The following is a 23,609-nucleotide window of genomic DNA, read 5'->3' on the forward strand; positions in this document are numbered from 1 at the left end:
CATGACGCACTTCGACCTCGCGATCATCGGAACCGGCTCCGGCAACACGATTCTCGACGAGCGATACGTCGACAAGAAGGTGGCGATCTGCGAGCAGGGGATCTTCGGCGGCACGTGCCTCAACGTCGGGTGCATCCCGACGAAGATGTTCGTCTACGCGGCCGGCATCGCGCAGGACGTCAGGGAGGCATCGCGGTACGGCGTCGATGCCCATGTCGACGCCGTGCGGTGGCCCGACATCGTCTCGCGAGTGTTCGGGCGGATCGACCCGATCGCGATGAGCGGGGAGAACTACCGCCGGTCCTCGCCCAACGTGGCGGTGTTCGGCAGCCACGCGAGGTTCCGGCCGACTCGGCCCGACGGCCGCTACGTGATGCGCACCGACGACGGTGAGGAGTTCACTGCCGACCAGGTGGTGATTGCCGCCGGTTCGCGGGCCGTGGTCCCCGACGCGGTCGCGGAATGTGGTGCGCCGTACCACACCAGTGACACGATCATGCGCATCACCGATGTGCCCGAGCACCTCATCATCGTCGGCGGCGGGTTCGTCGCCTGCGAGTTCGCCCACATCTTCTCCTCCCTGGGCAGCCGCGTGACGCTGCTGATCCGCGGCAGCACGCTGCTGCGCGGTCACGACGACGACATCGCCATGCGCTTCACCGACATCGCCGCCAAGAAGTGGGAGGTGCGCAACCATCACGAACTGGCGGATGCCCGTGAGGTCGGCGGAGGAGTCGAGATCACGTGCCAGGACGGCTCGAAGCTGCGCGGCGACGCGCTGCTGGTGGCGACGGGCCGCGTTCCCAACGGCGACCTGCTCGACGCCGAGCACGCCGGTGTGAAGGTCACCGCCGGCGGACAGGTCGTCGTCGACGAATATCAACGCACCACGGCGCGAGGCGTTTTTGCGCTCGGCGACGTGTCTTCGGACTTTCAGCTCAAGCACGTCGCCAACCACGAAGCACGCGTCGTCAAGCACAATCTGCTGCAGGACTGGGACGACACGGATGCGCTGGTGGCGGCCAACCATCGCCATGTGCCCTCGGCGGTGTTCACCGACCCGCAGATCGCCAGCGTCGGCTTGACCGAAAACGAGGCGCGCGCAAAAGGATTCCGGATCAAGGTCAAAATTCAGGACTACAGTGACGTCGCCTACGGCTGGGCGATGGAGGACACCACCGGTATCGCCAAGCTGGTCGTCGACGACGACACCGGCCTGCTGCTCGGCGCACACATCATGGGCCATCAGGCGTCGTCGCTGATCCAGCCCATCATTCAGGCGATGGCCTTCGATCTGCCTGCCCAGGACATGGCGCGCGGGCAGTACTGGATTCATCCCGCGTTACCGGAGATCATCGAGAACGCGCTGCTGGCGCTCTGCGGTGAACCGCCGTGGCCGCCGTCCAAACGCCACTAGGGCGCCGGCACCTCGAAACCCCAGGGCAGTTCCAGGCGGTGTGCGGCAAGAAGTTCCGCATCCGAGAGGACGTCGCGGATCGGCCCGTCGGCCACAATCGCGCCGCGGTCCATCACCACCGCCCGCTCGCACAGTTGGGCGGCGTACGGCAGGTCGTGCGTGACGATCAACATCGTCGCCTCGAGGCCGGACAAGGTTTCGGCCAGTTCGCGGCGCGCTACGGGATCGAGGTTGGCCGACGGTTCGTCGAGCACGAGAATGTCGGGCGCACATGCCAGCACGGTCGCCAATGCCGCGCGGCGACGTTGGCCCGCCGACAGGTGGGTGGGGCTGCGGTTGGCCTGTTCGGTGAGCGAAACGGTCCGCAACGCCTCCCGTACCCGCGCGGCCAACTCCTCGCCGCGCAACCCGAAGTTGGCGGGGCCGAATGCCACGTCCTGGGCGACGGTCGGCATGAACAACTGGTCGTCGGGGTCCTGGAAGACGAGCCCGACGCGCCTGCGAACGTCGTGAATGGTCTTGCGCGTCAACACCGCATCGCCGATCCGTACCGTGCCCGACGTCGCGGTGAGCACACCGTTCAGATGCAGCATCAGCGTGGTCTTGCCGGCGCCGTTGGGCCCCAACACCGCGATGCGCTCTCCATGTGCGACGGCAAGGTCGACGCCGTCGAGAGCCACCTGGCCGTCCGGGTAAACGTGGCGCAGTGCCTCGATGGTGACCGCGTTCATCGCAGCACCCACGCCGCCGTCGCGATCGCCACCGCAGCGACGGCGGGTGTCATTGCGACCACCCACTGCGACGCGGCCGCCCGCGGCGGTGCCCCGATCACCGCCAGATCTGGTGCGCTGCCGTCGAACCCGCGTGACAGCATCGCCACGTAGACCCGCTCGCCGCGTTCGTAGGAGCGCAGGAACAATGCCCCGATCCCCTTGGCTATCGCGCCCGCCTGATGCAGGGCACGCGGCGAGTCGCCGCGCGAGAGGCGTGCCATCCGCATGCGGCTGGCCTCGCCGGTGAGCAGATCGACATAGCGGATCATCAGCACCAGCACCGAGGTCACCACGGCGGGCATTCCCAGCCTGCTCAACGCCATCGGCAGCTCGGTCGTCGACGTGGTGGCCGCCACCGTCAGCGCGGCCGCCACCCCCAACGTGCCCTTGATGACGATGCCCCACGCCGCCCAGAGTCCGGTGACCGAAAGCTGCAACCCCGCCACGTCGACACGCTCGCCGCCCTCGGCGAACGGCAGGAGCACCGCCAGAACCAGGAACGGCGTCTCGATCAGCATCCGCGGCAGGATCCATCGCAGGGGGATGCGCGCGAGCCGCCAGACGACGACGACGATCGCGGCGTAGACGGCGAAGGGCCAGAACATCTCCCGCGGCGTCGCGACCACGGCGAGCACGAACACCAGCAGGCACACGATCTTGACCTCGGCCGGGGCACGGTGCACGACGGAGTCGTCGTGCCGGTAGAGCGGATGGGCACCCGCGCCCATGGCTAGCGCCGGCTCCCGCTACTGTCGCCCGCCTTGCGGCTGCGGGCGATCAACCAGAAGACCGAGCCCGCGAGCACCACCGTCGCCAGCACGCCGATGATGCCGGCGACTCCGCCGGTCCCGTCGCGCCCTTCGATCGCGTAGTCGGCCAACGGCGAGGCCGCAAGGCTGTGTTCGTCGGCGTGCTGGGCGATGCACTCGCCGGTCAGTTCCTCGCCATCGGCGGTCTCGACGATTTCGCAGCCTCGCAGGGTCGCCGAGTCGAGCCCGTCAGGGCTCGAGCTCGCGAAGTAGGACACCACGCCGGCGATCAGCAGGGTGGCGGCGGCGAACACGGTCCAGAACCGCCAGCGTGCGCTCATGCCGCAACCTCCTGTCGGGTCCGTCGCAACAGGTACACCAGGTCGGGACGCGACCGCGCGACGGCCATCACGGTGACCGCGGTGATCAGCCCCTCGCCGACCCCGATCAGCGCATGAGTGCCGAACATGTATCCGGTGATGGCGCCCATCGACGTCGCTGTCGCGCCGCCGATCGCGTACTCGAGTACGAATCCCATTGCCGCACAGATCGTTCCGATCAGCGCGGCGAGGAACGCGATGACACCGAGTCCGCCCACCGGGACGTCACCCCGCCTGCGGGCCGCGGCGTAGAGCAGCACAGCCGTCGAATATCCGGCGGCCACCCCGATCACGGCCATGTTGGTGATGTTGGTGCCCAGCGCGGTAACCCCGCCGTCGGCGAACAGCAGCGCCTGCACCACCAGCACGATCGCGATGCACAGCGCCCCGGTGTAGGGGCCGACCAGGATCGCCGCGAGGGCGCCGCCGAGCAGATGTCCGCTCACCCCCGGCAAAATCGGGAAGTTCACCATCTGCACCGCGAAGATGAATGCGGCCACCAATCCGGCCAGCGGCACCGTGCGTTCGTCGAGTTCGTTTCGCGCCTTGGACGCGCAGAATGCGACGGCCACGACGGCGATGAGGCCGAAGATGACGGAGGTCGGTGCGTTGACGATGCCGTCGCTCATGTGCATGGCGACGTACTGGTAAGCCACTCCGCAACCCTAGAACCTGGGTCGACACCTGTCTAGCTGAACAGATGTTCAGCTGGAGGCGCCTTGGAGGTGATTTCGGTGTCGCCGGTCGCGGTTAGCGCTACCAACGACACCGAAATCGCCTCACCGCTTGACGGCGGTCACCAGCAGGTACTCGGCCTCCCAGAACGCCCGGGTGTCGTCGCCGTTGTTCCACTTCTCCAGGAACGCCAGGAAGTCGGCGTCCAGGGCCTCGACGCGCTGGGGGTCGTCGGCGTTGAACTTGTACGCGGCGATGGTCGGCCCGTAATTGCGCTTCCAGTACTCGCGAAACTCGGCGGCCGTCGCGCAGTGCTCGAGACGCACGGTCTGCCTGCGCATGTTCTCTTCGGCGACCCGATCGCCGAACAGCCCCCGGACATGCTCCTCGTCGCCCCACCGCGGCGGCGGGCTCGCGCCAGGGGGTGGCGGCGGCGCGTAGGGCTTCATCGTGGCGAAGAGGTTGCCGATGAAGCCCTGCGGGGTCCAGTTGATCATCCCGATGGTTCCGCCGGGTCGGACGACACGGACCATCTCGTCGGCGGTCTCCTGGTGATGGGGGGCGAACATCGCACCGACGCAGGACATCACGATGTCGAAACTGTCGTCGGCGAACGGCAACGCTTCTGCGTCGGCTTCCACCCACTCCAGGTCCACTCCGCGTTCGGCGGCGATGCGGCGTCCGGCGTCGAACAACTCCGGGGTGAGATCGCTTGCGGTGACGACCGCGCCGAGCGCCGCAGCGGGGATCGCCGCGTTTCCAGAACCGGCCGCGACGTCGAGCACCCGATCGCCGGCTCGCACCCCGCAGGCGCGGACGAGTTCGGGCCCCAGGCCGGGGATCAGTTCCGCGGCCACGGCGGGGTAGTCGCCGGATGCCCACAGCGCACGGTGTTTGGCTTTCAACTGCCGATCGGCATCCTGATCCGCCGCGTCGGGTTTCGGCTCTGCCGTACTCATCCACCAAGGCAACCAGCCGACGGCGAGCGGCAAGACCGCATTGACCAAAGTTTCTTCGTCGATCCGTCACGCAACGCCGTTCGGCGGCGGACGGGGGAAATCGCCGGGTCAGCTGTGGCGGGCGCCGATCCAGTGCAACAGGTCGTGCACGGTCTGGTCCTGCAGGCGGTAGCTGACCGTGCGCCCGACCCGCGTGGACGACACCCAACCCTGCTGGCGCAGTACCCGCAGCGCTTGCGACACGGCGTTCTCCGACCGGCCGAGCGCGGCGGCCAGATCGCCGACGCAGATGCCCGGCGCCCGGTGCAGCACCAACAGAATCTCGAGCCGGTTCGGGTCGGAGAGCAGGTCGAAGCGCACCGTCCAGCCGGTCGTGTCGACGTCGGCTAAGGCGGACGTCACATCCTTGGCTTCCGTTCGGCTACCGGACCGGACCATGGTGCGCAGTTTATCGAGGAAGCTGCACGAAAGCGCCGAAGCGATCTTTCGCGCCGCTTTTGCACGCTCGCGAGTGCACGAGCGTGCGCAAGTGTCTGAAACTCAGCGGTGTGTCGGCGACAGACGCGCACGCTCGCGCAGAAATAGTGCTCGCCTACAGCGGGGTGACGTAGTGACCGCTGATGCCGCCGTCGACAAGGAAGGCCGAAGCGGTGACGAACGACGCGTCGTCGCTGGCGAGGAACGCGACCGCGGCCGCGATCTCCTCGGGTTCGGCGAACCGGCCGACCGGGACGTGCACCAGCCGCCTCGCTGCCCGTTCCGGGTCCTTGGCGAACAACTCCTGCAGCAGCGGGGTGTTCACCGGCCCGGGACACAGCGCGTTGACCCGGATGCCCTGCCGCGCGTACTGCACCCCGAGCTCGCGCGACATCGCGAGCACGCCGCCCTTGGACGCGGTGTAGGAGATCTGCGAGGTGGCCGAACCCATCACCGCAACGAACGACGCGGTGTTGATGATCGACCCCTTCTGCCGGGGCACCATGTGGCGCAGTGCGGCCTTGCAGCACAGGAACACCGATTTGAGGTTGACATCCTGCACCCGCTGCCAGGCGTCCAGCCCGGTGTTCTCGATGAGGTCGTCCTCCGGAGGAGAGATACCGGCGTTGTTGAACGCGATGTCGACGGCGCCGTGCGTCTCGGCGGCGGTGTCGAACAGCGCGTCGACCGCCGCGACGTCGGAAACGTCCACCGGTATGAACGTCGCCTCCAACTCGTCGGCCACCTTCTTGCCGGCTGTCGGGTCGACGTCGCCGACGACGATGGTGGCACCCTCGGCGCGCATGCGCCGCGCGGCCGCCAACCCGATCCCACTGCCGCCGCCGGTCACCACGGCCACCTTGCCGGCGAGCCGCCGCGTCAGATCCATCAGGCCTCCCGGACAGCGACGAAGACGTTCTTGGTCTCGGTGAACGACAGCGGCGCGTCGGGGCCGAGTTCGCGGCCGAGGCCGGACTGTTTGAACCCCCCGAACGGCGTGTTGTAGCGCACCGACGCATGCGAGTTGACCGACAGGTTGCCGGATTCGATCGCGCGCGATACCCGCAACGCCCGCGACAGGTTGTCGGTCCAGATCGACCCGGACAACCCGTAAGGGGTGTCGTTGGCGAGCGCGATCGCATCGGTCTCGTCGTCGAAGGGCAACACGGTGACCACCGGCCCGAAGATCTCTTCGCGCACCGTGCGGTCGGTGCGCTGCGGCGTCAGCACGGTCGGCGGGAACCAGTACCCCGGGTCCGACGGCGCCGACCCCCGGAATGCGACGGGCGCCTCGTCGGGCACGAACGAGGCGACGGAGTTCCAGTGCGCCTTCGACACCAATGGGCCCATCTCGGTGTCCTTGGCTCGCGGGTCCCCGACGACGACGCCCTTGACGGCGGGCTCGAACAACTCCATGAAGCGGTCGTAAACGCTGCGCTGCACCAGGATCCGGCTGCGGGCACAGCAGTCCTGGCCGGCATTGTCGAACACCCCGTACGGCGCGGTGGCCGCCGCCTGCTCCAGATCGCAGTCGTCGAACACGATGTTGGCGCTCTTGCCACCCAGCTCGAGCGTGACGCGCTTGACCCGACTGGCCGCGCCCGCCATCACCCGGGTGCCGACCTCGGTGGACCCGGTGAACACGATCTTGCGTACGTCGGGATGGCTGACGAACCGCTCGCCGACCACCCCACCCTTACCGGGCAGCACCTGCAACAGGTCGGCGGGTATCCCCGATTCGATGGCCAACTCCCCCAACCGGATCGTGGTGAGCGGTGTCCACTCGGCCGGTTTGACCAGCACCGCGTTTCCCGCGGCAAGTGCGGGCGCGAAGCCCCACGACGCGATCGTCATCGGGAAGTTCCACGGGGTGATGACGCCGACCACCCCGAGCGGCTCGTTGAACGTCACGTTGATGCCGCCGGCGACCGGAATCTGCTTGCCCGACAGGCGTTCCGGTGCGGCGGCGTAGAACTGCAGCACGTCGCGGACGTGGCCGGCCTCCCATTCGGCGTTGCCGATCGGATGCCCGGAGTTCGCGACTTCCAACGCCGCCAACTCGTCGACGTGCGCGTCCACCGTCGCGGCGAAGGCGCGCAGCGCGGCCGCCCGGTCGGCGGGAGCCCGACGCGCCCAATCCCGTTGCGTCGCTTTCGCTCGCGCGACCGCGTCGTCAACCGCGGCTTCGTCGGTCTGCTCGACGGTTCTCAGCAGCTCCTCGGTGGCGGGGTTGATGACATCGGATGCGGTCACGCCTGTGCCCTTTCGTTCGCGTACGTGCTCGCGGCCTCGACGACCGCGGCGAACAACCGCAGGTCGTCGAGGCGCTCTTCGGGATGCCACTGCACCGCCAGCACCCAGCGATCCGGGACTTCGACCGCTTCGATGACCCCGTCGTCGTCGCGGGCGCTGACAACCAACCCGTCGCCGAGTTCGTCGATCGCCTGGTGGTGGTAGCACTGCGCGTCCGACGACTCGCCGATCAGCGCGGCCAACCGGCTACCCGGCAGGGTGCGCACCGTCGAGGTGGTGAACACCGCATCGCCCTGCTGATGGCGGCGGTGGCCGATGACGTCGGGCAGGTGCTGGTGCAGCGTCCCGCCCAGCGCGACGTTGAGCACCTGGGCTCCGCGGCAGATGCCCAGCACCGGCATGGCGCGCCGCATCGCACCCCGCACCAACGCGAACTCGAACTCATCGCGGCGCCGGTTGTCGGCGACGTCCTCGTCGGTGGCCGGGTGCGGCTGCTGACCGTAGTGCGCGGGCACGACGTCCCGGCCGCCGGTGAGAATGAGTCCGTCGATGCCGTCGAGCACCCGCTCGGCGATGTCGTCGTCGATCCGTTGCGGAGGAAGCAGCATCGAAATGCCCCCCGCCAATTCCACGCCCTCGGAGTAGATCGCGGGCAGGAAGCTCGCCCGCACATCCCACACCCCGGTCTGCGCCTGCTGCAGATACGTGGTCAACCCGAGCACCGGCCGCACCTTCTCTGCGCGAGAACTAGAGCCGCTCAAAGCCTCGCACCCTCTCCCAGTCCGTGACGGCGGCATTGAAGGCGGTCAGCTCGACGCGCGCGTTGTTGAGGTAGTGCTCGACGACTTCATCGCCGAACGCAGCCCGCGCAACCTCGGACTTCTCGAACAACGCCGCCGCTTCGGCGAGCGTCGTCGGAAGCCGTTCGGCGCCACTGGTATACGCGTTCCCCTCGATGGGCTCGGGCAGCTCGAGCTCCCGGTCGATGCCGTACACCCCGCCGGCGATCAGGGCCGACACCGCGAGATACTGGTTGACATCGCCGCCGGGCGCCCGGTTCTCCATCCGCATGCCATGACCATGGCCGACGACCCGCAGCGCGCAGGTCCGGTTGTCCAACCCCCACGCGATCGCGGTCGGGGCGAAACTGCTGTCGACAAACCGCTTGTAGGAGTTGATGTTCGGCGCGTAGAACAGCGTGAGCTCACGGAGCGTTGCCAGCTGCCCGGCAATGAAGCTGCGGAACATCGACGACATGCCCACCGGATCGTCATCGTCGGCGAACACCGGGCTGTCGTCGTCTCCGCGCAGCGAGATGTGGATGTGGCAGCTGTTGCCTTCTCGCGCATCGAATTTCGCCATGAACGTCAGGCTCTTGCCGTGCTGGTCGGCGATCTCCCTGGCGCCGTTCTTGTAGATCGTGTGGTTGTCGCAGGTGACGCGGGCATGGTCGTATCGGAACGCGATCTCCTGCTGGCCGAGATTGCATTCACCCTTCACGCCCTCGCAGTACATGCCCGCGCCTGCCATGCCGAGCCGGATGTCGCGCAGCAGCGGCTCCATCCGCGTCGAGCCGAGCATCGCGTAGTCGACGTTATAGTCCGAGCCCGCCGTCATGTCCCGGTAACCCTTCGCCCAGGCCGCGCGGAAGCTGTCGTCGAACACCATGAATTCGAGTTCGGTGCCGACGTAGGGCACCAGGCGCCGCTCGGTGAGCCGATCGATCTGGCGGTTGAGAATGCTGCGCGGGGCCTGCTGGACCGGAGTGCCGTCGTGCCAGCCGAGATCGGCCATCACCATCGCCGTTCCGGGCAACCACGGAATCAGCCGCAACGTCGAGAAGTCGGGCGTCATCACCATGTCGCCGTAACCGGTCTCCCAGCTCGACATCGAATATCCGTCGACCGTGTTCATGTCGACGTCGACCGCCAGCAGGTAATTGCAGCACTCGGCGCCGTGTTCGGCGACTTCCTCGACGAACAGCCGGCCCGATACCCGCTTCCCGGTCAGCCTGCCCTGCATGTCGCAGAACGCGACGATCACCGTGTCGATGTCTCCGGCTGCCACCAGGCGCTCGAGATCGGCCTGCGACAACATGCCTGATGTGACGCTCATTCCGCTGCGGGGCCCTTCCTCGAAACCAGAGATGACGGGTAGTCAACCATTGCCGGTGGTTCGCTCCGGCGTTCGCAGCGAACACTTCTACAATTGTCACTCCCGAACGACCCGGCTCGTCGATGGACGCGAAGTCCTGCACCTCTCGGTGTTCTGGTTGTTGCTCGCCGAGGGACTCCCCGCCATGGCCTAGGGCGCCACCAGCGTGGGTAGAGGCAAGTCACACCCGTCACGGGTTTCGCCAGCTTCCACAAGGGTAAAGTCCTTGGCGTGTGTGGAGCCACCGGCGAGGTGCGTCTCGACGGCCGGGTGCCTGACGTCACAGCTGTGTCAGCCATGGCCGAGGCGATGGCGCCACGGGGTCCGGATTCGGCGGGCGTGTGGTCTGCGGGCCGGGTCGCGCTGGGACACCGTCGCCTGAAGATCATCGATCTGTCCGAAGCGGGCGGTCAGCCGATGCTCGACTCCGAACTCGGTCTGGCGGTCGCCTGGAACGGCTGCATCTACAACTACAAGCAGCTGCGCCGGGAGCTCAGCGAGTACGGCTACCGGTTCTTCTCCCACAGCGACACCGAGGTCCTGCTCAAGGCTTACCACCATTGGGGCGACCGGTTCGTCGACCGGCTCTACGGCATGTTCGCGTTCGCGATCGTCGAGCGTGACAGCGGTCGGGTGCTGCTCGGCCGCGACCGGCTGGGGATCAAACCGCTGTACGTCAGCGAGAATCCCGCCCGCATCCGTTTCGCGTCGTCGCTTCCGGGGCTTTTGGCGGGCGGCGATGTGGACACCCGCATCGACCCGGTCGCCCTGCATCACTACATGACTTTCCACTCGGTGGTGCCCGCACCGCGCACGATTCTGCGTGGGGTGACCAAGGTGCCTCCGGCGTCGCTGATGGCAATCGAACCGGACGGCAGCCGCAGCACCCGGACTTACTGGGAACCGGACTTCACCCGGCACGCGGACCGCGCCGACTGGTCCGAACGTGACTGGGAGGACGCGGTTCTGGCCGCGCTACGCGTCGCGGTCGACCGCCGGCTGGTTTCCGACGTTCCGGTCGGCTGCCTGCTCTCCGGCGGCGTCGACTCCAGCTTGATCGTCGGGCTGCTCGCCGAGGCCGGTCAGCACGGGCTGGCGACGTTCTCCATCGGCTTCGAATCGGTGGGCGGCGTCGCAGGCGACGAGTTCAAGTACTCCGACATCATCGCCGAGCGCTTCGGCACCGACCATCACCAGATCCGCATCGGCACCGAGCGGATGCTGCCCGCGCTCGACGGCGCGATCGGCGCGATGAGCGAACCGATGGTCAGCCATGACTGTGTCGCGTTCTATCTGCTCAGCCAGGAGGTGGCCAAGCACGTCAAGGTGGTGCAATCCGGCCAGGGCGCCGACGAGGTGTTCGCCGGATACCACTGGTACCCGCCGATGGCGGGCGCGGCCTCGCTCGACGAGTCGGTGGGGATTTACCGCGACGCGTTCTTCGACCGCGACCGCTCCGGCTACGAGGCGCTCGTCTCGCCCACATTCGCCACACCCGACGACCCCAGCCTGCGCTTCGTCACCGAGAACTTCGCGCGGGCGGGCGCCGAGACCGGCATCGACCGTGCGCTGCGGCTCGACACCACCGTGATGCTCGTCGACGACCCAGTCAAGCGCGTCGACAACATGACCATGGCGTGGGGCCTGGAGGGCCGGGTTCCGTTCCTCGACCACGAGCTCGTCGAGCTCGCCGCGACCTGCCCGCCCGAGCTGAAGATCGCGCACGAGGGCAAGGGCGTGCTGAAGCAGGCCGCGCGACGGGTCATCCCGGCCGAGGTCATCGACCGGCCGAAGGGCTATTTCCCCGTTCCCGCGCTCACCCACCTGGAGGGTCCGTACCTGGACATGGTGCGCGACGCGCTGTACGCACCCGCCGCCAAGGAGCGCGACCTGTTCCGTCCCGCGGCGATCGACCGGCTGCTCGCCGACCCGAACGGTCGGCTCACCCCGCTGCGCGGCAACGAACTCTGGCAGCTCGCACTGCTGGAACTGTGGCTACAGCGGCACGGGATCACAGGGCCCGCGGCATGACGGCAACCGGTCCCGAGACCGACCAGACCGAAGCCATCACCCTCGGCCTTCACCACGCTTCGCCCCAGCACCTCGTCGATGCGATGGCCGACGATGTGGTGATCGAAATGGGTTGGGGCCGACTCATTTTCGGGCAGACGTTTGCCGACCCCCAGAAGCTCGCCGAGGTGTTGCGCCACGAGGGGCCAGGCCGTCGCGACATCTGCATCTACGCCCGCGAACCCCATGTGCTGGTGTCGATGGCCCCCGCCGAACTGTTCATCGATCCGAGCCACACCTACCGGCTGAGATTCACCGAAGACCACGAACCGGACCCGACACCGACCGGGTTCTCGGTGCGGGCTCTGCAGAGCGCCGAGGACGCCGACGAGATGAACCGCGTCTACGTGCGCTGCGGCATGGTGCCCGGGCCGGTCGAGGTGTTGTGGCAGAACCACCGGACCCAGGACGCGCTCGACTACCTGGTCGCGGTGCGTGACGACGACGGCGCGGTGGTGGGCACCGTCACCGGCGTCGACCACAAGCGGCTGTTCTCCGACCCGGAGAACGGCTCGAGCCTGTGGACCTTGGCCGTCGACCCGACCACCAGCCTGCCCGGCGTCGGCGCTGCGCTCACCCGCGCGCTGGCGACGATCTACCGCGACCGAGGCCGGGCGTACATGGACCTGTCGGTGAGCCACGACAACGTGGCAGCGATCTCGCTGTACGAGAAACTCGGGTTCGAGCGCGTCCCGGTCATGGCCGTCAAGCGCAAGAACGCGATCAACGAACCGCTGTTCACCCATCCGCCGGAAACCGTCGAGGACCTGAACCCCTACGCGCGCATCATCGCCGACGAGGCCATGCGCCGCGGTATCTGGGTGGAGGTGCTCGACGCCGAGGCCGGTGAGATGCGGCTGTCGCACGGCGGCCGCAGCGTCCTCACCCGGGAGTCGTTGTCGGAGTACACCTCCGCGGTGGCGATGGCGCGTTGCGACGACAAGCGGCTGACCCGCCGACTCGTGGCCGAGGCCGGTATCGCGGTGCCCAAGGGGCGGCTGGCCACCTTCGACGAGAAGGACCACGCGTTCCTCGAGGAAGTCGGCGACGTCGTGGTCAAGCCCACCCGGGGCGAGCAGGGCAAGGGGATCACCGTCGGGGTCAGCGGCCCGGAGGAACTGGACGCCGCGCTGGCCCGCGCCCGCGAGGAGCATCCGCACGTGTTGATCGAGCAGCGGGCGCCCGGCGATGACCTGCGCCTGGTGGTGATCGACGGCAAGGTGGTGGCCGCCGCGTTGCGTAGGCCGGCGGAGGTCGTCGGGACCGGGCACCACACCGTGCGCGAGCTCATCGAGGCGCAGAGCCGGCGACGGGCGGCGGCGACCGGGGGCGAGTCCCGCATTCCGATCGACGCGGTCACCGAGGCGACGGTCACCGAGGCGGGCTGGACCTTTGACGACGTGCTACCCGAAGGGCAACGGCTGCGGGTGCGCCGGACCGCAAACCTGCACCAGGGCGGCACCATTCACGATGTGACGGCGAAGGTCGACCCTCATCTGTGCGAGGTCGCGGTCAAGGCGGCCGATGCGATCGGCGTCCCGGTGACCGGTATCGACCTGTTGGTGCCCGATGTCAGCGAACCGGAGTACGTCTTCATCGAAGCCAATGAGCGGCCGGGGTTGGCCAATCACGAACCTCAGCCCACCGCAAAGGCTTTCGTCGATTTTCTGTTCCCGGGAAGTCCCGCGCTGCCGCAGGCCTGGACACCCGAAGAGGCGACCTGAGCTACCAGGTGCTGGTGCGCATCACGATCTCTGCGGCCAGCTGCGCGGTCGATTCGTGAGCGTTGCGCCTGCCCAGCAGGTCGACCATCCGATAGTCGCCGTACACGTAACGCTGGCTGGCCCGGGCGATCGCGCGGGCGGCGGGGGTGCTGACCAGCGCGGTGGTGTTCATCTCCACCGGCGGGCAGTGCTCGTCGCGGATGACGCCGGCGGCGTCGGCGACCCGCGGATGTCCGCGGTCGATGACGACCAGCCCGATGAACCGGTCGAGTCGGGTCGCGGCGAGTTCCCACGCCAGTTCCCCACCGATGCGGTCGCCGACGAGCAGCGCCCACTTCACGTCGAGCGCGTCGAGGATGGCCACGACCGACTTGGCGGTCAGCCGCGGATCGGGAGGAACGACGACGGTGCGCAGCGACGCCGTGTGCAGCCGCTGACAGACCGCGTCGTAGGCGGCGGTCGACTGGTGCGCCGCGCCGAGCACCACCACGACAGAGCCCTTGTCGGGACCTGCGACATCGACGGGCACGCTGATTCCCTCAACCGTGACCGTGGTGGATGGCATTGGGACACGCTACAGCGGTCGATGGGCCGCCGCGGTCGTTTCGCGGGTAGTGAACGCCGCCGTCAGCCGGTCGGGACGCGCTCGGCCTGTCGGGCCGCGATGTCCAGAAAGGTCTGCGGCAGCGCGGCTTTGACCGGAATCGTCGGATTCGGTACCGGAAACGCGACGCCGTACACACCCATGTTTCCGACGTTCTCGAACGAGAAATACACGCGGCTGTCGATCCCGCTCAGGCGCATTGTCTGCTCGTAGACGAGCGCGTCCGCGCGGGTGGTGTCCATCTTGGTCGTCGTCATCGGGATGCCCGGCGAGAACGGGTCGAAGAACGTCTGGAAGCGCGCGCAGCGTTGCGCGGTGGCCGCCAACTTGTCGAGATCGAGATGCCAGGTCAACACCGTCATCACGATGCGGGCACCGTCGTAGCCGACGACGTACTCTGCGGCGCTGCCCGGCCCCCGTTCGGCCGACTCGGCGATGACCCGGGTGAGCCCCTCCGAGCAGCCCGCGGGACGCGACAGCATGGCCGGCGGCGGTCCCGCGCCGTCGCCCCGCCCCGGGTCGCGGACGACACGGTCGTACTGCACCCCCTGCGGGAAGTCGGCGGCGGTGAGCAATGCGCGGTCCAACCGGGCGCCGGGCCAGGTCGCGGTGCCCGCGACCTGGTGCGCGCATCCGGTCAGTGTCACCGCCGCGAGGACGGCCACCATTCCGTGCCGCCAGTTCATCAGCGCAGTCCGGTCACGACGGTGGGCCGGGCCGGGGGGCCGTCGTCCAGCAGAGCGAGGACCGCGTCGAGGTCGAGATGGCTGGTCAGCAGGTCGGCCATCAGGTCGAGTTGGGCGTCGCGGCGGGCGCTGACGTCGACGTCGTCGGCGACAACGAACCCGGCGCGGCCGGCAGCGGCGGCGGCCTCGGTCAGCCACGCGCGCCGCACGGCGTCGTTGTCGAGCAGCCCGTGCCAGTGTGTGCCGTACACGGCTCCGCGGTGAAGGCCCACTGAAATGCCAGAGCCAAGCCACTCGCCCTCCGTCGAGCGGCTGACCTGGCCGTGGTGAATTTCGTAGCCGGACAATGGTTCCTGGTGACGCCGCAAGGTCTTGGTGTCGTTGAAGACGATGTCCGCGTCGAGTAGGTTCAGGCCCGCCACGACGCCGGCGCGTGACTCCACCGGATCGTCGATGCGCGCACACAGCATCTGGAACCCGCCGCATATGCCGAGCAGCGGCCTGCCGCGGGCGGCGTGCGTGTCCAGCGCTTCGGCCAGGCCGCTGCGGCGCAGCCAGTCCAGGTCGGCGACGGTCGCCTTGCTGCCGGGGACCAGGACGACGTCGGCGTCGGCGAGATCTGCGGGGTCGGTGACCCAGCGCACCAGCACGCCGGGCTCGCACGCCAGTGCCTCGACGTCGGTCGAGTTGGAGATGCGAGGCAGCCGGATCGCGGCCACCCGCAACCACTCCTGCCCGCGCGGTGGCGCCGGTTCGCCGACCACGCGATGCGCGACCACCGAGACGGAGTCCTCGGTGTCGAGCCACAACCCGTCGGCATAGGGAATGACACCGTAGGTCGGTCGCCCGGACAGCTCCTGCAGCTGCGCCAGTCCCGGCGCCAGCAGCGACGGGTCGCCACGAAACTTGTTGACGACGAACCCGGCGATCAGCCGTTGGTCCTGCGGGTGCAGCACCGCGACCGTGCCGTACAGGTGGGCGAGCAATCCGCCGCGGTCGATGTCGCCGACCACGATCACCGGAAGATCCGCCGCGCGTGCCAGCCCCATGTTCGCCAGATCGGTTGTGCGCAAGTTGATCTCGGCAGGAGAGCCGGCACCCTCGCAGAGGACGACGTCGAAATCGGAGCGCAGCTGCGCGAGTTCGTCGGCGACCACCGCGGCGAGGCGCTCGCGGTGGGTGAAGTAGTCCTTGGCGCTGACGGTGTCGACGACCTTGCCGCGCACGACCAGTTGGGAGCTGCGGTCGCTGCCCGGTTTGAGCAGGATCGGGTTGAAGCGTGTGTGCGGTGCAAGGCCTGCAGCACGGGCCTGCATCGCCTGCGCGCGGCCGACCTCGCCGCCGTCGATGGTGACCGCGGAGTTGTTGGACATGTTCTGCGCCTTGAACGGCGCGACGCGAATACCCTTGCGCGCCAACAGCCGGCACAGCCCGGCCACCACCATCGACTTGCCGGCGTCCGACGTGGTGCCTGCGACCAGCAGCGCGCCGGTCATGGTAGTGCCGAATGTGAATTTGGCGACGGAAATCCGCGCCTCGGCGTCGTCGGATTCACAATCGAGCGCCCTATTCGGCGAGGGTCAGGATCTCGGCGCCGTCGTCGGTGACCACCAACGTGTGTTCGAACTGCGCGGTCCACTTCTTGTCGGTGGTGGCGACGGTCCAACCGTCGTCCCAGATCTCGTAGTCCAGCCCACCGAGGTTGATCATCGGCTCGATGGTGAACGTCATACCGGGTTCCAGCACCGTCTGCACCGCCGGCTGGTCGAAGTGCAGCACGACCAGGCCGTTGTGAAAGGTGGTGCCGATGCCGTGGCCGGTGAAGTCGCGAACGACGTTGTAGCCGAACCGGTTCGCGTACGCCTCGATGACCCGGCCGACAATCGACAGCTGGCGGCCCGGTTTGACGGCCTTGATCGCGCGCATCGTCGCTTCGTGCGTGCGCTCGACGAGCAGGCGATGCTCCTCGGACACGTCACCGGCGAGGAAAGTCGCGTTGGTGTCGCCGTGCACGCCATCGATGTAGGCGGTCACGTCGATGTTGACGATGTCGCCGTCCTCGATGACGGTCGAGTCCGGGATGCCGTGGCAGATGATCTCGTTCAGCGAGGTGCAGCAGGACTTCGGGTAGCCCTTGTAGCCCAGCGTCGACGGGTAGGCGCCGTGCTCGACCATGTACTCGTGGGCGATGCGGTCCAGCTCGTCGGTGGTGACACCGGGCGCAACGGCCTTACCGGCCTCGGCGAGCGCACCCGCCGCGATCCGGCCGGCCACCCGCATCTTCTCGATCACCTCGGGGGTCTGCACCCAGGGTTCGTCGCCCTCCCGCGCCGTCGACCTACCGACGTATTCGGGCCGGGCGATCGAGTTGGGCACCGGCAGCGTGGGCGATACCACACCGGGGCGAAGGGCGGTACGAACAGGCATGACGCCAAGGATAGCCATGAGAATGGCAATCTCCGTAGCGGAGAACAATGCTAACGTATAGCCATGCTAAGCGAGTCGGTGCCCATGGAGGTCACACCAGGCCATCTGCTCGGTCGGCTGGGCATGCGGGATGTGGTGGAGACCGACGAGCGGCTGGTCATCGAGATGGACAACCGGCCCGACCTGACGAATATCCGTGGGGCCCTGCAGGGCGGCTTGGTGGCGACGCTGATCGATATCGCCGCCGGCCGGCTGGCCGCCCGCCACGTGGGGTCGGAACAGAGCGTGACGACCACGGACCTCAACGTTCACTTCGTCGCGCCGATCGTCGTGGGGCCCGCGAGGGCGCAGGCCACCATCGTGCGCGCCGGCAAGCGGCTGATCGTCACCGCCGTCGACGTCACCGATGTCGGCCGCGACCGCCTGGCGGCCCGTTCGACGTTGAGCTTCGCGGTGCTCGATCCCCGCTAGCGTTTGAGCCATGACGATCGACGAAGTTGACGACGAGTTCGCCACCCGGTTCGCCGAACGGTTCGCCGACACCTGGCGCACCCCGGATCTGGCGAAACACGAGGCGCTGTGGAGCGACGACATCGTGTTGGTCCAGCCGATGATGGGCCGGCTGCGCGGCAAGCAGGCCTGCCTGGAGTCGTTTCAGCGGCTGTTCGCGCTGGTGCCCGATCTGCACGCCGACGTGCATCGCGTCGGCCACGGCCGCCACGAGGTGTTCATCGAGTTCACGCTGAGCGGAACCTACGGCGGCAAGCCGATCGCCTGGGATGCGGTCGACCGGTTCACGTTCACCAAAGGTTTGATCGCCGAACGTGTTTCGTATTTCGACTCCGCGCCGTTGGCGGTGAAACTGGCGGGTCGCCCCGCCGGCTGGGGACGGCTGGCCCGCACCGGAGCCGCGCTGTTTCGGCGTTAGCCCCGCTTGAACCAGGATTTGCGAGGCCCTCGGATGTCCACCGAGCCGCAGACCACCTTGCCGGTCAAGATGACGTGCGGCGTGCCCTCGGCGGGCGCGTCCCGGCGATGGTCGTGCGCGCTGCCGACGGCGACCTCCACATCGTCGATCGAGGCGCTGGCGCCGTCGGGTAGCCGCAGTTCGAGGCCACCGAACTTCAGGTCGAGTTCGATGACGACCATCGGTCCGGCGAACCGCGCCCTGGTGAGGTCCAGATCCACCGAACCCATCCGTCTGTGCAGCGCGAGTCGGCTGGGGACCGTCCATTCGCCGTGTCGCTTGAGCGAGCCCAGCACACCGCGCAACTCCACCCGGTCGGCTGCCGAGGTGACGATTGCGCCCGGCCCCGGCAGGTCGCCGACGAGCGCGTCGAGGTCGGAGTGCAGCCGCGCCCGGGCCACCGCCGCCGACCGCTCCTCGAACTCCTCGATGTCGATCAGGCCCAGGGCGACGGCGTTGTGCAGCCGCCGCAGTGTGCCGTTGCGGTCGGCGTCGGAGACGCGCATCACGTCGTGCTTCTCGATACCGGTCATGGCCTTGTAGAAACAGGTTACTCAGGCCAGATAGTCCGGCGGCAGCCCGTCGAGCATGCCCTTGATCATCCGTACGGCGTACTCCGAGGAGCCGCCACCGACGATCAGCGCGGCGAACGCCATGTCGCCGCGGTACCCCGCGAACCAGGAGTGCGACCCGCCCGCGAACTCCGCCTCACCGGTTTTGCCTCGCACGTCGCCGGCACCCTGCAGATCCTCGGCGGTGCCGTTGGTCACCACCAGCCGCATCATCGGCCGCAGCCCCTCGAGCATTTTCTGGCTGATCGGCTCCGGCGCATCGTGTACCACCGTCGGCCTGCCCTGAATGAGTTGCGGCACCGGTGTTTCCCCGGCCGCGACGGTCGCTGCGGCCATCGCCATGCCGAACGGGCTGGCCAGCACTTTGCCCTGCCCGAAGCCGTCTTCGGTGCGCTCGGCGAGGTCGACCGTCGGCGGCACCGACCCGGTCACGGTCGTGAGCCCCTCGATCTCGTAATCGGTGCCGATGCCGTACTTCGCCGCGGCCTTTGTCAGACCGCGCGGCGGCATCCGGCTGGCCAGTTCGGCGAACGTGGTGTTGCACGAACTGGCGAAGGCCCGCGACATCGGCACGGTGCCGAGGTCGAACCCGCCGTAGTTGGGCACCGTGCGGTGGCCGATGTCCATCGTGCCGGGGCACGGAAGCAACGTGTTGGGGGTGGCCATGTCGCGTTCGATGGCCGCCCCGGCGGTCACCATCTTGAACGTCGATCCCGGCGGATACAGGCCGTTGGTGGCGATCAGGCCCTCGGTGTCGGCCGACGCGTTCTGCGCCACCGCGAGGATCTCGCCGGTGGACGGTTTGACGACGACGATCATCGCCTTCTTGCCGGTGAAGTCAACGGCGTTCTGCGCGGCGTTCTGGACCGCGCGGTCGAGGCTGATCGTGATCGAGGGGGCGGGCTCGCCCGGCACCTCGTTGAGCACGCCGACGTCGACGCCGTTCTGGTTGACGGTGACCACCCGCCAGCCCGCCTGACCGCTGAGTTCGCCGACCACCGCCTTCTTGACCTCGCTGATGATCGCGGGCGCGAAACTCTCGTCGGTGGGCAGTATTTCGGCCAGCGGCGTGATGACCACACCGGGTCGGGACCCGATCGCGGCGGCCACCCGGTCATGGTCGGACTTGCGCAGCGTGATCAGGTTCAGCGGCTGCTTCGACGAGCTGGCCTGCTCCGCGAGCCGCTGAGCGTCCAACGTGTTGTCGAACGGCCGCAGTGCGTCGACGACGGCGCGCGCGGTCGGCATCAGCTCTTCGCCTGCCGCGCCGGCGTCCAACGCGTAGCTGTAGTGGTAACCGGGCACCAGCACCTCGGTGCCACCACGCTCGATCACCGAGGCCCGCGGCGGTTCGTCGGCCCGCAGCGCGAAGGTTTGGTTCTCGCCGAGTCTCGGGTGCAGTCCGGTGGTGCTCCACCGCACCTCCCACCGGCCCTCTTCGCGGACCATGTTCAGCTGCCCGTCGTAGGTCCAGGTGCGGTCCTTCGGCAGATGCCAGGTGTATCGGTAGGTGACGCTTCCGGTGTCCTCGGCGTACTCGGAGCCCAGGATCTGGGTGTCCAAGTGGGTGGCCTGCAGACCCGCCCACGCCGCGTTGAGCGCTTCGCGCGCCTCGGCGGGCCGGTCGCTGAGCTCGGCCGCTCGGGTGGTGTCGCCGGTGGCCAGCGCGGCGAAGAATTTCTCGGCGGCCGGTTCGGGTCCAGCGGGCTTGGGCGTACAGGCGCTGTTGAGGCTCACGACCACTGCTCCAACCACCAGCAGGGCTGCGACACGTGATGCTGTAGTTGCCATTGGGGCAGATGTTACGAACTCGAGACCTGCAACCGCGGGAGGCGCACCGGTTTCTGCCCCGTCAGTCGGCTTAACGGGTGGATCGCCCGCACCCGCTGCATGCGATCAACCCCTTAGTGGGCGGACGCGGCCAGAGAGCGGCTAGGAACCCGCCGCCGGTGCCCGCACCACCAACGGCACCGCCGGGAAATAGGCGGCCATTTCCGACCGCGACTTGCGCAACGCGGCGGTGCCGTACCCCTGCTTGCGGTAGTCGGGGTGGATCCAGATCCGCACGTTGACCTCGCCGCCCACGAGGTCGCCGAACACCATGCCGACCTTCTCGGTGCCCTGCACCGCGACCAGCCAGGCGGCCTCCTCGGCGTCGACGCGCCGCAACCCGATGCGAATCTCGTCGTCGAGGTCGCCCGCCGGGGCTCGCGACCCGTCGCCGGCCTCGCGGACATCCTGGGTGCGGGCGGCGAAGATGTCGCGGTCGGCTGCCGCGAGGAACGGACGCAGCACCAGGCTGTCGGCCGTCCGGACGGGTTCGCCCATGGTGAAGCTCAGCTGATTGTTGAGGTCCTCGAGTTCGGCGGCGATTCGGCGCCGCGACACCTTGGTCAGCCGGTCGAACGACAAGCGCAGCACCGCTTCGGCGGCCACGTGCGACGCGCCGAGCATGTCCGCGATCGCCTCGATGGCCGCGTCGTAGTCCTCGGAATCCACGATGATGTCGAGGAGTTCGTGCCGCCGCTCCAGCGCCCGGACCATCGTGTCGGCGATCTCTCTGCGCGCGATTGTGCGATCGTCGTCAGCCATGACGTGAGCGTAGGACAGACGGGCGGGGAGGAACCGTCAGTCGAGCAGAACCGTCGCGAACGTTCCCACCTGACGGAAGCCGACGCGGTCGTAGGTGGCTCTGGCGACCGCGTTGAAGTCGTTGACGTACAAGCTCGCCGTGCGACCGGACCGCACCACGGCCGACGCCAAAGTGGCGGTACCCGCGGTGCCCAGACCGCGGCCACGCCAGTCGGGGTGCACCCACACACCCTGAATCTGCCCGACGGACGGCGACTGCGAGCCGACCTCGGCCTTGAACACCACCTCGCCGCGTTCGAAGCGGGCCCAGGCGCGGCCGGCGGCGATCAGCCCGGCGACGCGGCGACGGTAACCACGACCGCCGTCGCCGAGGCGCGGGTCGATGCCGACCTCACCGATGAACATGTCGATCGAGGCGACGAGGTATGCGTCGAGTTCGTCGGCGCGCACCTGGCGTACGGCCGGATCGAGGGCGCATTGCGGCGGTGTGCTCAGCGCCATCAACGGCTGATGCTCGCGCACGTCACGCGCGCTGCCCCAGGCCGGCTCCAGGCGACGCCACATCGGCAGCACCAACTCGGCCCGCCCGACCAGCGACGAGCAGCGCCGCGCGGTGCTCATCGCCTTCTCGGCGAACGCGTATAGGTCACTTGCCGCGCCGCGCAACGGAATCAGGTTCGCGCCGGCGTAGCACAGCGATTCGGTGGGCCGGCGCCGCGTCCACAGTTCGCCGCCGATCGCCGACGGCTCCACACCGTGTTCGGCGACCCGGCAGGCGACCATGCAGGATCCGACCGGATCCTCGTCGAGGACCCGCATCACCGCGCCGACGTCGCGCACCACGGAGACCCGTCGCTCGTCGACGTGACGAAACAGCGGCGGTGCCGACATGGGAACTCTTTCTAACCGACGCCGGGCGGGGAGTCACCCAGTGTGTGGGATCACACTCAGCTTACGGTCACGACCGGCGAACCGCTGGTATCTGTTCCGGGCTCTGTGTTCATCTGGTCGGCCAACCGCATCGCCTCTTCGATCAGCGTCTCGACGATCTGCGCCTCGGGGACGGTCTTGATCACCTCACCCTTGACGAAGATCTGCCCCTTGCCGTTGCCCGACGCGACACCGAGATCAGCTTCCCGAGCCTCGCCCGGGCCGTTGACCACGCAGCCCATCACCGCGACACGCAACGGAACCTCCATGCCCTCGAGTCCGGCGGTGACTTCGTTGGCCAGCGTGTAAACGTCGACCTGGGCGCGTCCACACGACGGGCACGACACGATCTCCAGCGACCGCGGACGCAGGTTCAGCGATTCGAGTATCTGGTTGCCGACCTTGACCTCCTCGGCGGGCGGCGCAGACAGCGAGACGCGGATGGTGTCGCCGATCCCCTTCGACAGCAGCGCACCGAATGCGACCGCCGACTTGATGGTGCCCTGGAAGGCCGGGCCCGCCTCGGTGACACCGAGATGCAGCGGATAGTCACACTGCGCGGCCAACTGCTCGTAAGCGGCCACCATCACGACCGGGTCGTTGTGCTTGACACTGATCTTGATATCGCCGAAGCCGTGCTCTTCGAACAGCGACGCCTCCCACAGCGCAGACTCGACCAGCGCCTCGGGCGTGGCCTTGCCGTACTTCTCCATGAAACGCTTGTCCAGCGATCCGGCGTTGACGCCGATGCGAATCGGAATGCCTGCGGCGCCTGCGGCTTTGGCGACCTCGCCGACCCGGCCGTCGAACTCCTTGATGTTGCCGGGGTTGACGCGCACGGCGGCGCAACCGGCGTCGATCGCGGCGAAGATGTACTTCGGCTGGAAGTGGATGTCGGCGATTACCGGGATCTTCGACTTCTTCGCGATGGCCGGGAGCGCGTCGGCGTCCTCCTGGCGCGGGCACGCCACCCGGACGATGTCGCAACCGGATGCGGTCAACTCCGCGATCTGCTGCAGCGTGCTGTTGACGTCGTGGGTCTTGGTGGTGCACATGGACTGCACCGCGATCGGGTGGTCGCTGCCGATGCCGACATCGCCGACCATCAACTGGCGGGTCTTGCGCCGCGGGGCCAGAACCGGTGCCGGTGGGGCCGGCATACCGAGGCCTATCTGTTGCCCAATGCTGCCGACGGACATA

24 protein-coding genes are annotated in these 23,609 nt (G+C 68.1%); 5 read left to right on the forward strand and 19 right to left on the reverse strand.

Features of this window, described 5'->3' with window-relative positions; translation table 11 throughout:
- The first annotated feature begins 1 nt into the window (after position 1).
- Positions 2–1,417, forward strand: a complete 1,416-nt coding sequence (gene mtr / locus G6N18_RS07245) for a mycothione reductase (protein WP_067224984.1) — start codon at positions 2–4, stop codon at positions 1,415–1,417.
- Here the strand turns inward: mtr and G6N18_RS07250 are convergent.
- From G6N18_RS07250 to G6N18_RS07295, 10 genes are all read right to left on the reverse strand, one after another.
- Positions 1,414–2,148 (reverse strand): energy-coupling factor ABC transporter ATP-binding protein, encoded by a 735-nt coding sequence (locus tag G6N18_RS07250; protein ID WP_082999886.1) that lies wholly within the window; start codon positions 2,146–2,148, stop codon positions 1,414–1,416. The genes mtr and G6N18_RS07250 overlap by 4 nt on opposite strands.
- Positions 2,145–2,918: a cobalt ECF transporter T component CbiQ gene (cbiQ, locus tag G6N18_RS07255; protein WP_082999885.1), complete on the reverse strand. Its 774-nt coding sequence runs from the start codon at positions 2,916–2,918 to the stop codon at positions 2,145–2,147. The genes G6N18_RS07250 and cbiQ overlap by 4 nt, the downstream gene beginning before the upstream one ends.
- Positions 2,919–2,920: 2 nt before the next feature.
- The gene (locus G6N18_RS07260; RefSeq protein WP_082999884.1) at positions 2,921–3,280 is read right to left on the reverse strand and encodes a PDGLE domain-containing protein; all 360 of its coding nucleotides are present in this window, start codon (positions 3,278–3,280) and stop codon (positions 2,921–2,923) included.
- Positions 3,277–3,954: an energy-coupling factor ABC transporter permease gene (locus G6N18_RS07265; RefSeq protein ID WP_083000012.1), complete on the reverse strand. Its 678-nt coding sequence runs from the start codon at positions 3,952–3,954 to the stop codon at positions 3,277–3,279. Before G6N18_RS07265 ends, G6N18_RS07260 begins: the two co-directional genes overlap by 4 nt.
- Before the next feature lie 144 nt (positions 3,955–4,098).
- Positions 4,099–4,953 (reverse strand): class I SAM-dependent methyltransferase, encoded by an 855-nt coding sequence (locus tag G6N18_RS07270; RefSeq protein WP_083000011.1) that lies wholly within the window; start codon positions 4,951–4,953, stop codon positions 4,099–4,101.
- A 108-nt stretch (positions 4,954–5,061) separates the two neighbouring features.
- Positions 5,062–5,391, reverse strand: a complete 330-nt coding sequence (locus tag G6N18_RS07275; RefSeq protein WP_059099738.1) for an ArsR/SmtB family transcription factor — start codon at positions 5,389–5,391, stop codon at positions 5,062–5,064.
- 154 nt (positions 5,392–5,545) lie between these two features.
- The gene (locus tag G6N18_RS07280) at positions 5,546–6,322 is read right to left on the reverse strand and encodes a 3-oxoacyl-ACP reductase (protein WP_179962419.1); all 777 of its coding nucleotides are present in this window, start codon (positions 6,320–6,322) and stop codon (positions 5,546–5,548) included.
- Positions 6,319–7,683, reverse strand: a complete 1,365-nt coding sequence (locus G6N18_RS07285; RefSeq protein ID WP_082999882.1) for an aldehyde dehydrogenase family protein — start codon at positions 7,681–7,683, stop codon at positions 6,319–6,321. The genes G6N18_RS07280 and G6N18_RS07285 overlap by 4 nt, the downstream gene beginning before the upstream one ends.
- The gene (locus G6N18_RS07290) at positions 7,680–8,405 is read right to left on the reverse strand and encodes a gamma-glutamyl-gamma-aminobutyrate hydrolase family protein (protein ID WP_234806070.1); all 726 of its coding nucleotides are present in this window, start codon (positions 8,403–8,405) and stop codon (positions 7,680–7,682) included. Before G6N18_RS07290 ends, G6N18_RS07285 begins: the two co-directional genes overlap by 4 nt.
- Positions 8,406–8,430: 25 nt before the next feature.
- Complete coding sequence (locus tag G6N18_RS07295) at positions 8,431–9,798, reverse strand: glutamine synthetase family protein (protein WP_082999880.1); 1,368 nt, start codon at positions 9,796–9,798, stop codon at positions 8,431–8,433.
- A 270-nt stretch (positions 9,799–10,068) separates the two neighbouring features.
- Here G6N18_RS07295 and G6N18_RS07300 point away from each other — a divergent pair, with 270 nt between their 5' ends.
- Entirely contained in the window at positions 10,069–11,868 is a 1,800-nt protein-coding gene (locus tag G6N18_RS07300; RefSeq protein WP_082999879.1) for an N-acetylglutaminylglutamine amidotransferase, read from the forward strand.
- On the forward strand, positions 11,865–13,631 hold the full coding sequence (gene ngg, locus G6N18_RS07305; protein WP_082999878.1) for an N-acetylglutaminylglutamine synthetase: 1,767 nt from the start codon (positions 11,865–11,867) through the stop codon (positions 13,629–13,631). Before G6N18_RS07300 ends, ngg begins: the two co-directional genes overlap by 4 nt.
- A gap of 1 nt (position 13,632) precedes the next feature.
- Here ngg and G6N18_RS07310 read toward each other — a convergent pair whose 3' ends face one another.
- The 4 genes from G6N18_RS07310 to map all read right to left on the reverse strand — a co-directional run bounded on the left by G6N18_RS07310 (position 13,633) and on the right by map (position 17,348).
- The gene (locus G6N18_RS07310; protein WP_059099732.1) at positions 13,633–14,196 is read right to left on the reverse strand and encodes an alpha/beta fold hydrolase; all 564 of its coding nucleotides are present in this window, start codon (positions 14,194–14,196) and stop codon (positions 13,633–13,635) included.
- Between the two features lie 62 nt (positions 14,197–14,258).
- Complete coding sequence (locus tag G6N18_RS07315; protein WP_067224994.1) at positions 14,259–14,921, reverse strand: hypothetical protein; 663 nt, start codon at positions 14,919–14,921, stop codon at positions 14,259–14,261.
- Complete coding sequence (locus G6N18_RS07320; RefSeq protein WP_082999877.1) at positions 14,921–16,417, reverse strand: cobyric acid synthase; 1,497 nt, start codon at positions 16,415–16,417, stop codon at positions 14,921–14,923. Before G6N18_RS07320 ends, G6N18_RS07315 begins: the two co-directional genes overlap by 1 nt.
- Positions 16,418–16,487: 70 nt before the next feature.
- A complete protein-coding gene (gene map, locus G6N18_RS07325; protein ID WP_067224996.1) occupies positions 16,488–17,348 on the reverse strand; it encodes a type I methionyl aminopeptidase in 861 nt (286 codons plus the stop codon).
- Between the two features lie 84 nt (positions 17,349–17,432).
- Here map and G6N18_RS07330 point away from each other — a divergent pair, with 84 nt between their 5' ends.
- Positions 17,433–17,819: a PaaI family thioesterase gene (locus tag G6N18_RS07330; protein WP_067224997.1), complete on the forward strand. Its 387-nt coding sequence runs from the start codon at positions 17,433–17,435 to the stop codon at positions 17,817–17,819.
- A 10-nt stretch (positions 17,820–17,829) separates the two neighbouring features.
- On the forward strand, positions 17,830–18,276 hold the full coding sequence (locus G6N18_RS07335) for a nuclear transport factor 2 family protein (RefSeq protein WP_082999876.1): 447 nt from the start codon (positions 17,830–17,832) through the stop codon (positions 18,274–18,276).
- On the opposite strand, the gene G6N18_RS07340 is transcribed toward G6N18_RS07335, so the two are convergent.
- From G6N18_RS07340 to ispG, 5 genes are all read right to left on the reverse strand, one after another.
- Entirely contained in the window at positions 18,273–18,848 is a 576-nt protein-coding gene (locus G6N18_RS07340; RefSeq protein WP_067224999.1) for a DUF1707 SHOCT-like domain-containing protein, read from the reverse strand. The two genes, G6N18_RS07335 and G6N18_RS07340, sit on opposite strands and share 4 nt — an antisense overlap.
- A gap of 21 nt (positions 18,849–18,869) precedes the next feature.
- On the reverse strand, positions 18,870–20,678 hold the full coding sequence (locus G6N18_RS07345) for a penicillin-binding transpeptidase domain-containing protein (RefSeq protein ID WP_067225000.1): 1,809 nt from the start codon (positions 20,676–20,678) through the stop codon (positions 18,870–18,872).
- Positions 20,679–20,819: 141 nt separating this feature from the next.
- Entirely contained in the window at positions 20,820–21,479 is a 660-nt protein-coding gene (locus G6N18_RS07350; protein WP_067225001.1) for a GNAT family N-acetyltransferase, read from the reverse strand.
- A gap of 36 nt (positions 21,480–21,515) precedes the next feature.
- On the reverse strand, positions 21,516–22,370 hold the full coding sequence (locus tag G6N18_RS07355) for a GNAT family N-acetyltransferase (RefSeq protein WP_082999875.1): 855 nt from the start codon (positions 22,368–22,370) through the stop codon (positions 21,516–21,518).
- A gap of 56 nt (positions 22,371–22,426) precedes the next feature.
- Positions 22,427–23,608, reverse strand: coding sequence for a flavodoxin-dependent (E)-4-hydroxy-3-methylbut-2-enyl-diphosphate synthase (gene ispG / locus G6N18_RS07360; RefSeq protein ID WP_067225003.1), 1,182 nt, complete (start codon positions 23,606–23,608; stop codon positions 22,427–22,429).
- Position 23,609: the final 1 nt, after the last annotated feature.

The sequence above is a fragment of the Mycolicibacterium celeriflavum genome (assembly GCF_010731795.1).
Classification (GTDB): Bacteria; Actinomycetota; Actinomycetes; order Mycobacteriales; family Mycobacteriaceae; genus Mycobacterium; species Mycobacterium celeriflavum.

Excerpts from the sequence above, each read along its gene's own strand:
- G6N18_RS07270 (WP_083000011.1), bottom strand. The coding sequence starts at position 4,953 with ATGAGTACGGCAGAGCCGAAACCCGACGCGGCGGATCAGGATGCCGAT.
- map (WP_067224996.1), bottom strand. The coding sequence starts at position 17,348 with ATGCCTGTTCGTACCGCCCTTCGCCCCGGTGTGGTATCGCCCACGCTG.
- G6N18_RS07330 (WP_067224997.1), top strand. The coding sequence starts at position 17,433 with ATGGAGGTCACACCAGGCCATCTGCTCGGTCGGCTGGGCATGCGGGAT.
- G6N18_RS07350 (WP_067225001.1), bottom strand. The coding sequence starts at position 21,479 with ATGGCTGACGACGATCGCACAATCGCGCGCAGAGAGATCGCCGACACG.
- ispG (WP_067225003.1), bottom strand. The coding sequence starts at position 23,608 with ATGTCCGTCGGCAGCATTGGGCAACAGATAGGCCTCGGTATGCCGGCC.
- G6N18_RS07345 (WP_067225000.1), bottom strand. The coding sequence starts at position 20,678 with ATGGCAACTACAGCATCACGTGTCGCAGCCCTGCTGGTGGTTGGAGCA.
- G6N18_RS07260 (WP_082999884.1), bottom strand. The coding sequence starts at position 3,280 with ATGAGCGCACGCTGGCGGTTCTGGACCGTGTTCGCCGCCGCCACCCTG.
- G6N18_RS07355 (WP_082999875.1), bottom strand. The coding sequence starts at position 22,370 with ATGTCGGCACCGCCGCTGTTTCGTCACGTCGACGAGCGACGGGTCTCC.
- G6N18_RS07310 (WP_059099732.1), bottom strand. The coding sequence starts at position 14,196 with ATGCCATCCACCACGGTCACGGTTGAGGGAATCAGCGTGCCCGTCGAT.
- G6N18_RS07335 (WP_082999876.1), top strand. The coding sequence starts at position 17,830 with ATGACGATCGACGAAGTTGACGACGAGTTCGCCACCCGGTTCGCCGAA.
- G6N18_RS07320 (WP_082999877.1), bottom strand. The coding sequence starts at position 16,417 with ATGACCGGCGCGCTGCTGGTCGCAGGCACCACGTCGGACGCCGGCAAG.
- G6N18_RS07265 (WP_083000012.1), bottom strand. The coding sequence starts at position 3,954 with ATGCACATGAGCGACGGCATCGTCAACGCACCGACCTCCGTCATCTTC.
- G6N18_RS07340 (WP_067224999.1), bottom strand. The coding sequence starts at position 18,848 with ATGACCGGTATCGAGAAGCACGACGTGATGCGCGTCTCCGACGCCGAC.
- G6N18_RS07275 (WP_059099738.1), bottom strand. The coding sequence starts at position 5,391 with ATGGTCCGGTCCGGTAGCCGAACGGAAGCCAAGGATGTGACGTCCGCC.
- G6N18_RS07315 (WP_067224994.1), bottom strand. The coding sequence starts at position 14,921 with ATGAACTGGCGGCACGGAATGGTGGCCGTCCTCGCGGCGGTGACACTG.
- G6N18_RS07250 (WP_082999886.1), bottom strand. The coding sequence starts at position 2,148 with ATGAACGCGGTCACCATCGAGGCACTGCGCCACGTTTACCCGGACGGC.
- ngg (WP_082999878.1), top strand. The coding sequence starts at position 11,865 with ATGACGGCAACCGGTCCCGAGACCGACCAGACCGAAGCCATCACCCTC.
- mtr (WP_067224984.1), top strand. The coding sequence starts at position 2 with ATGACGCACTTCGACCTCGCGATCATCGGAACCGGCTCCGGCAACACG.
- G6N18_RS07295 (WP_082999880.1), bottom strand. The coding sequence starts at position 9,798 with ATGAGCGTCACATCAGGCATGTTGTCGCAGGCCGATCTCGAGCGCCTG.
- cbiQ (WP_082999885.1), bottom strand. The coding sequence starts at position 2,918 with ATGGGCGCGGGTGCCCATCCGCTCTACCGGCACGACGACTCCGTCGTG.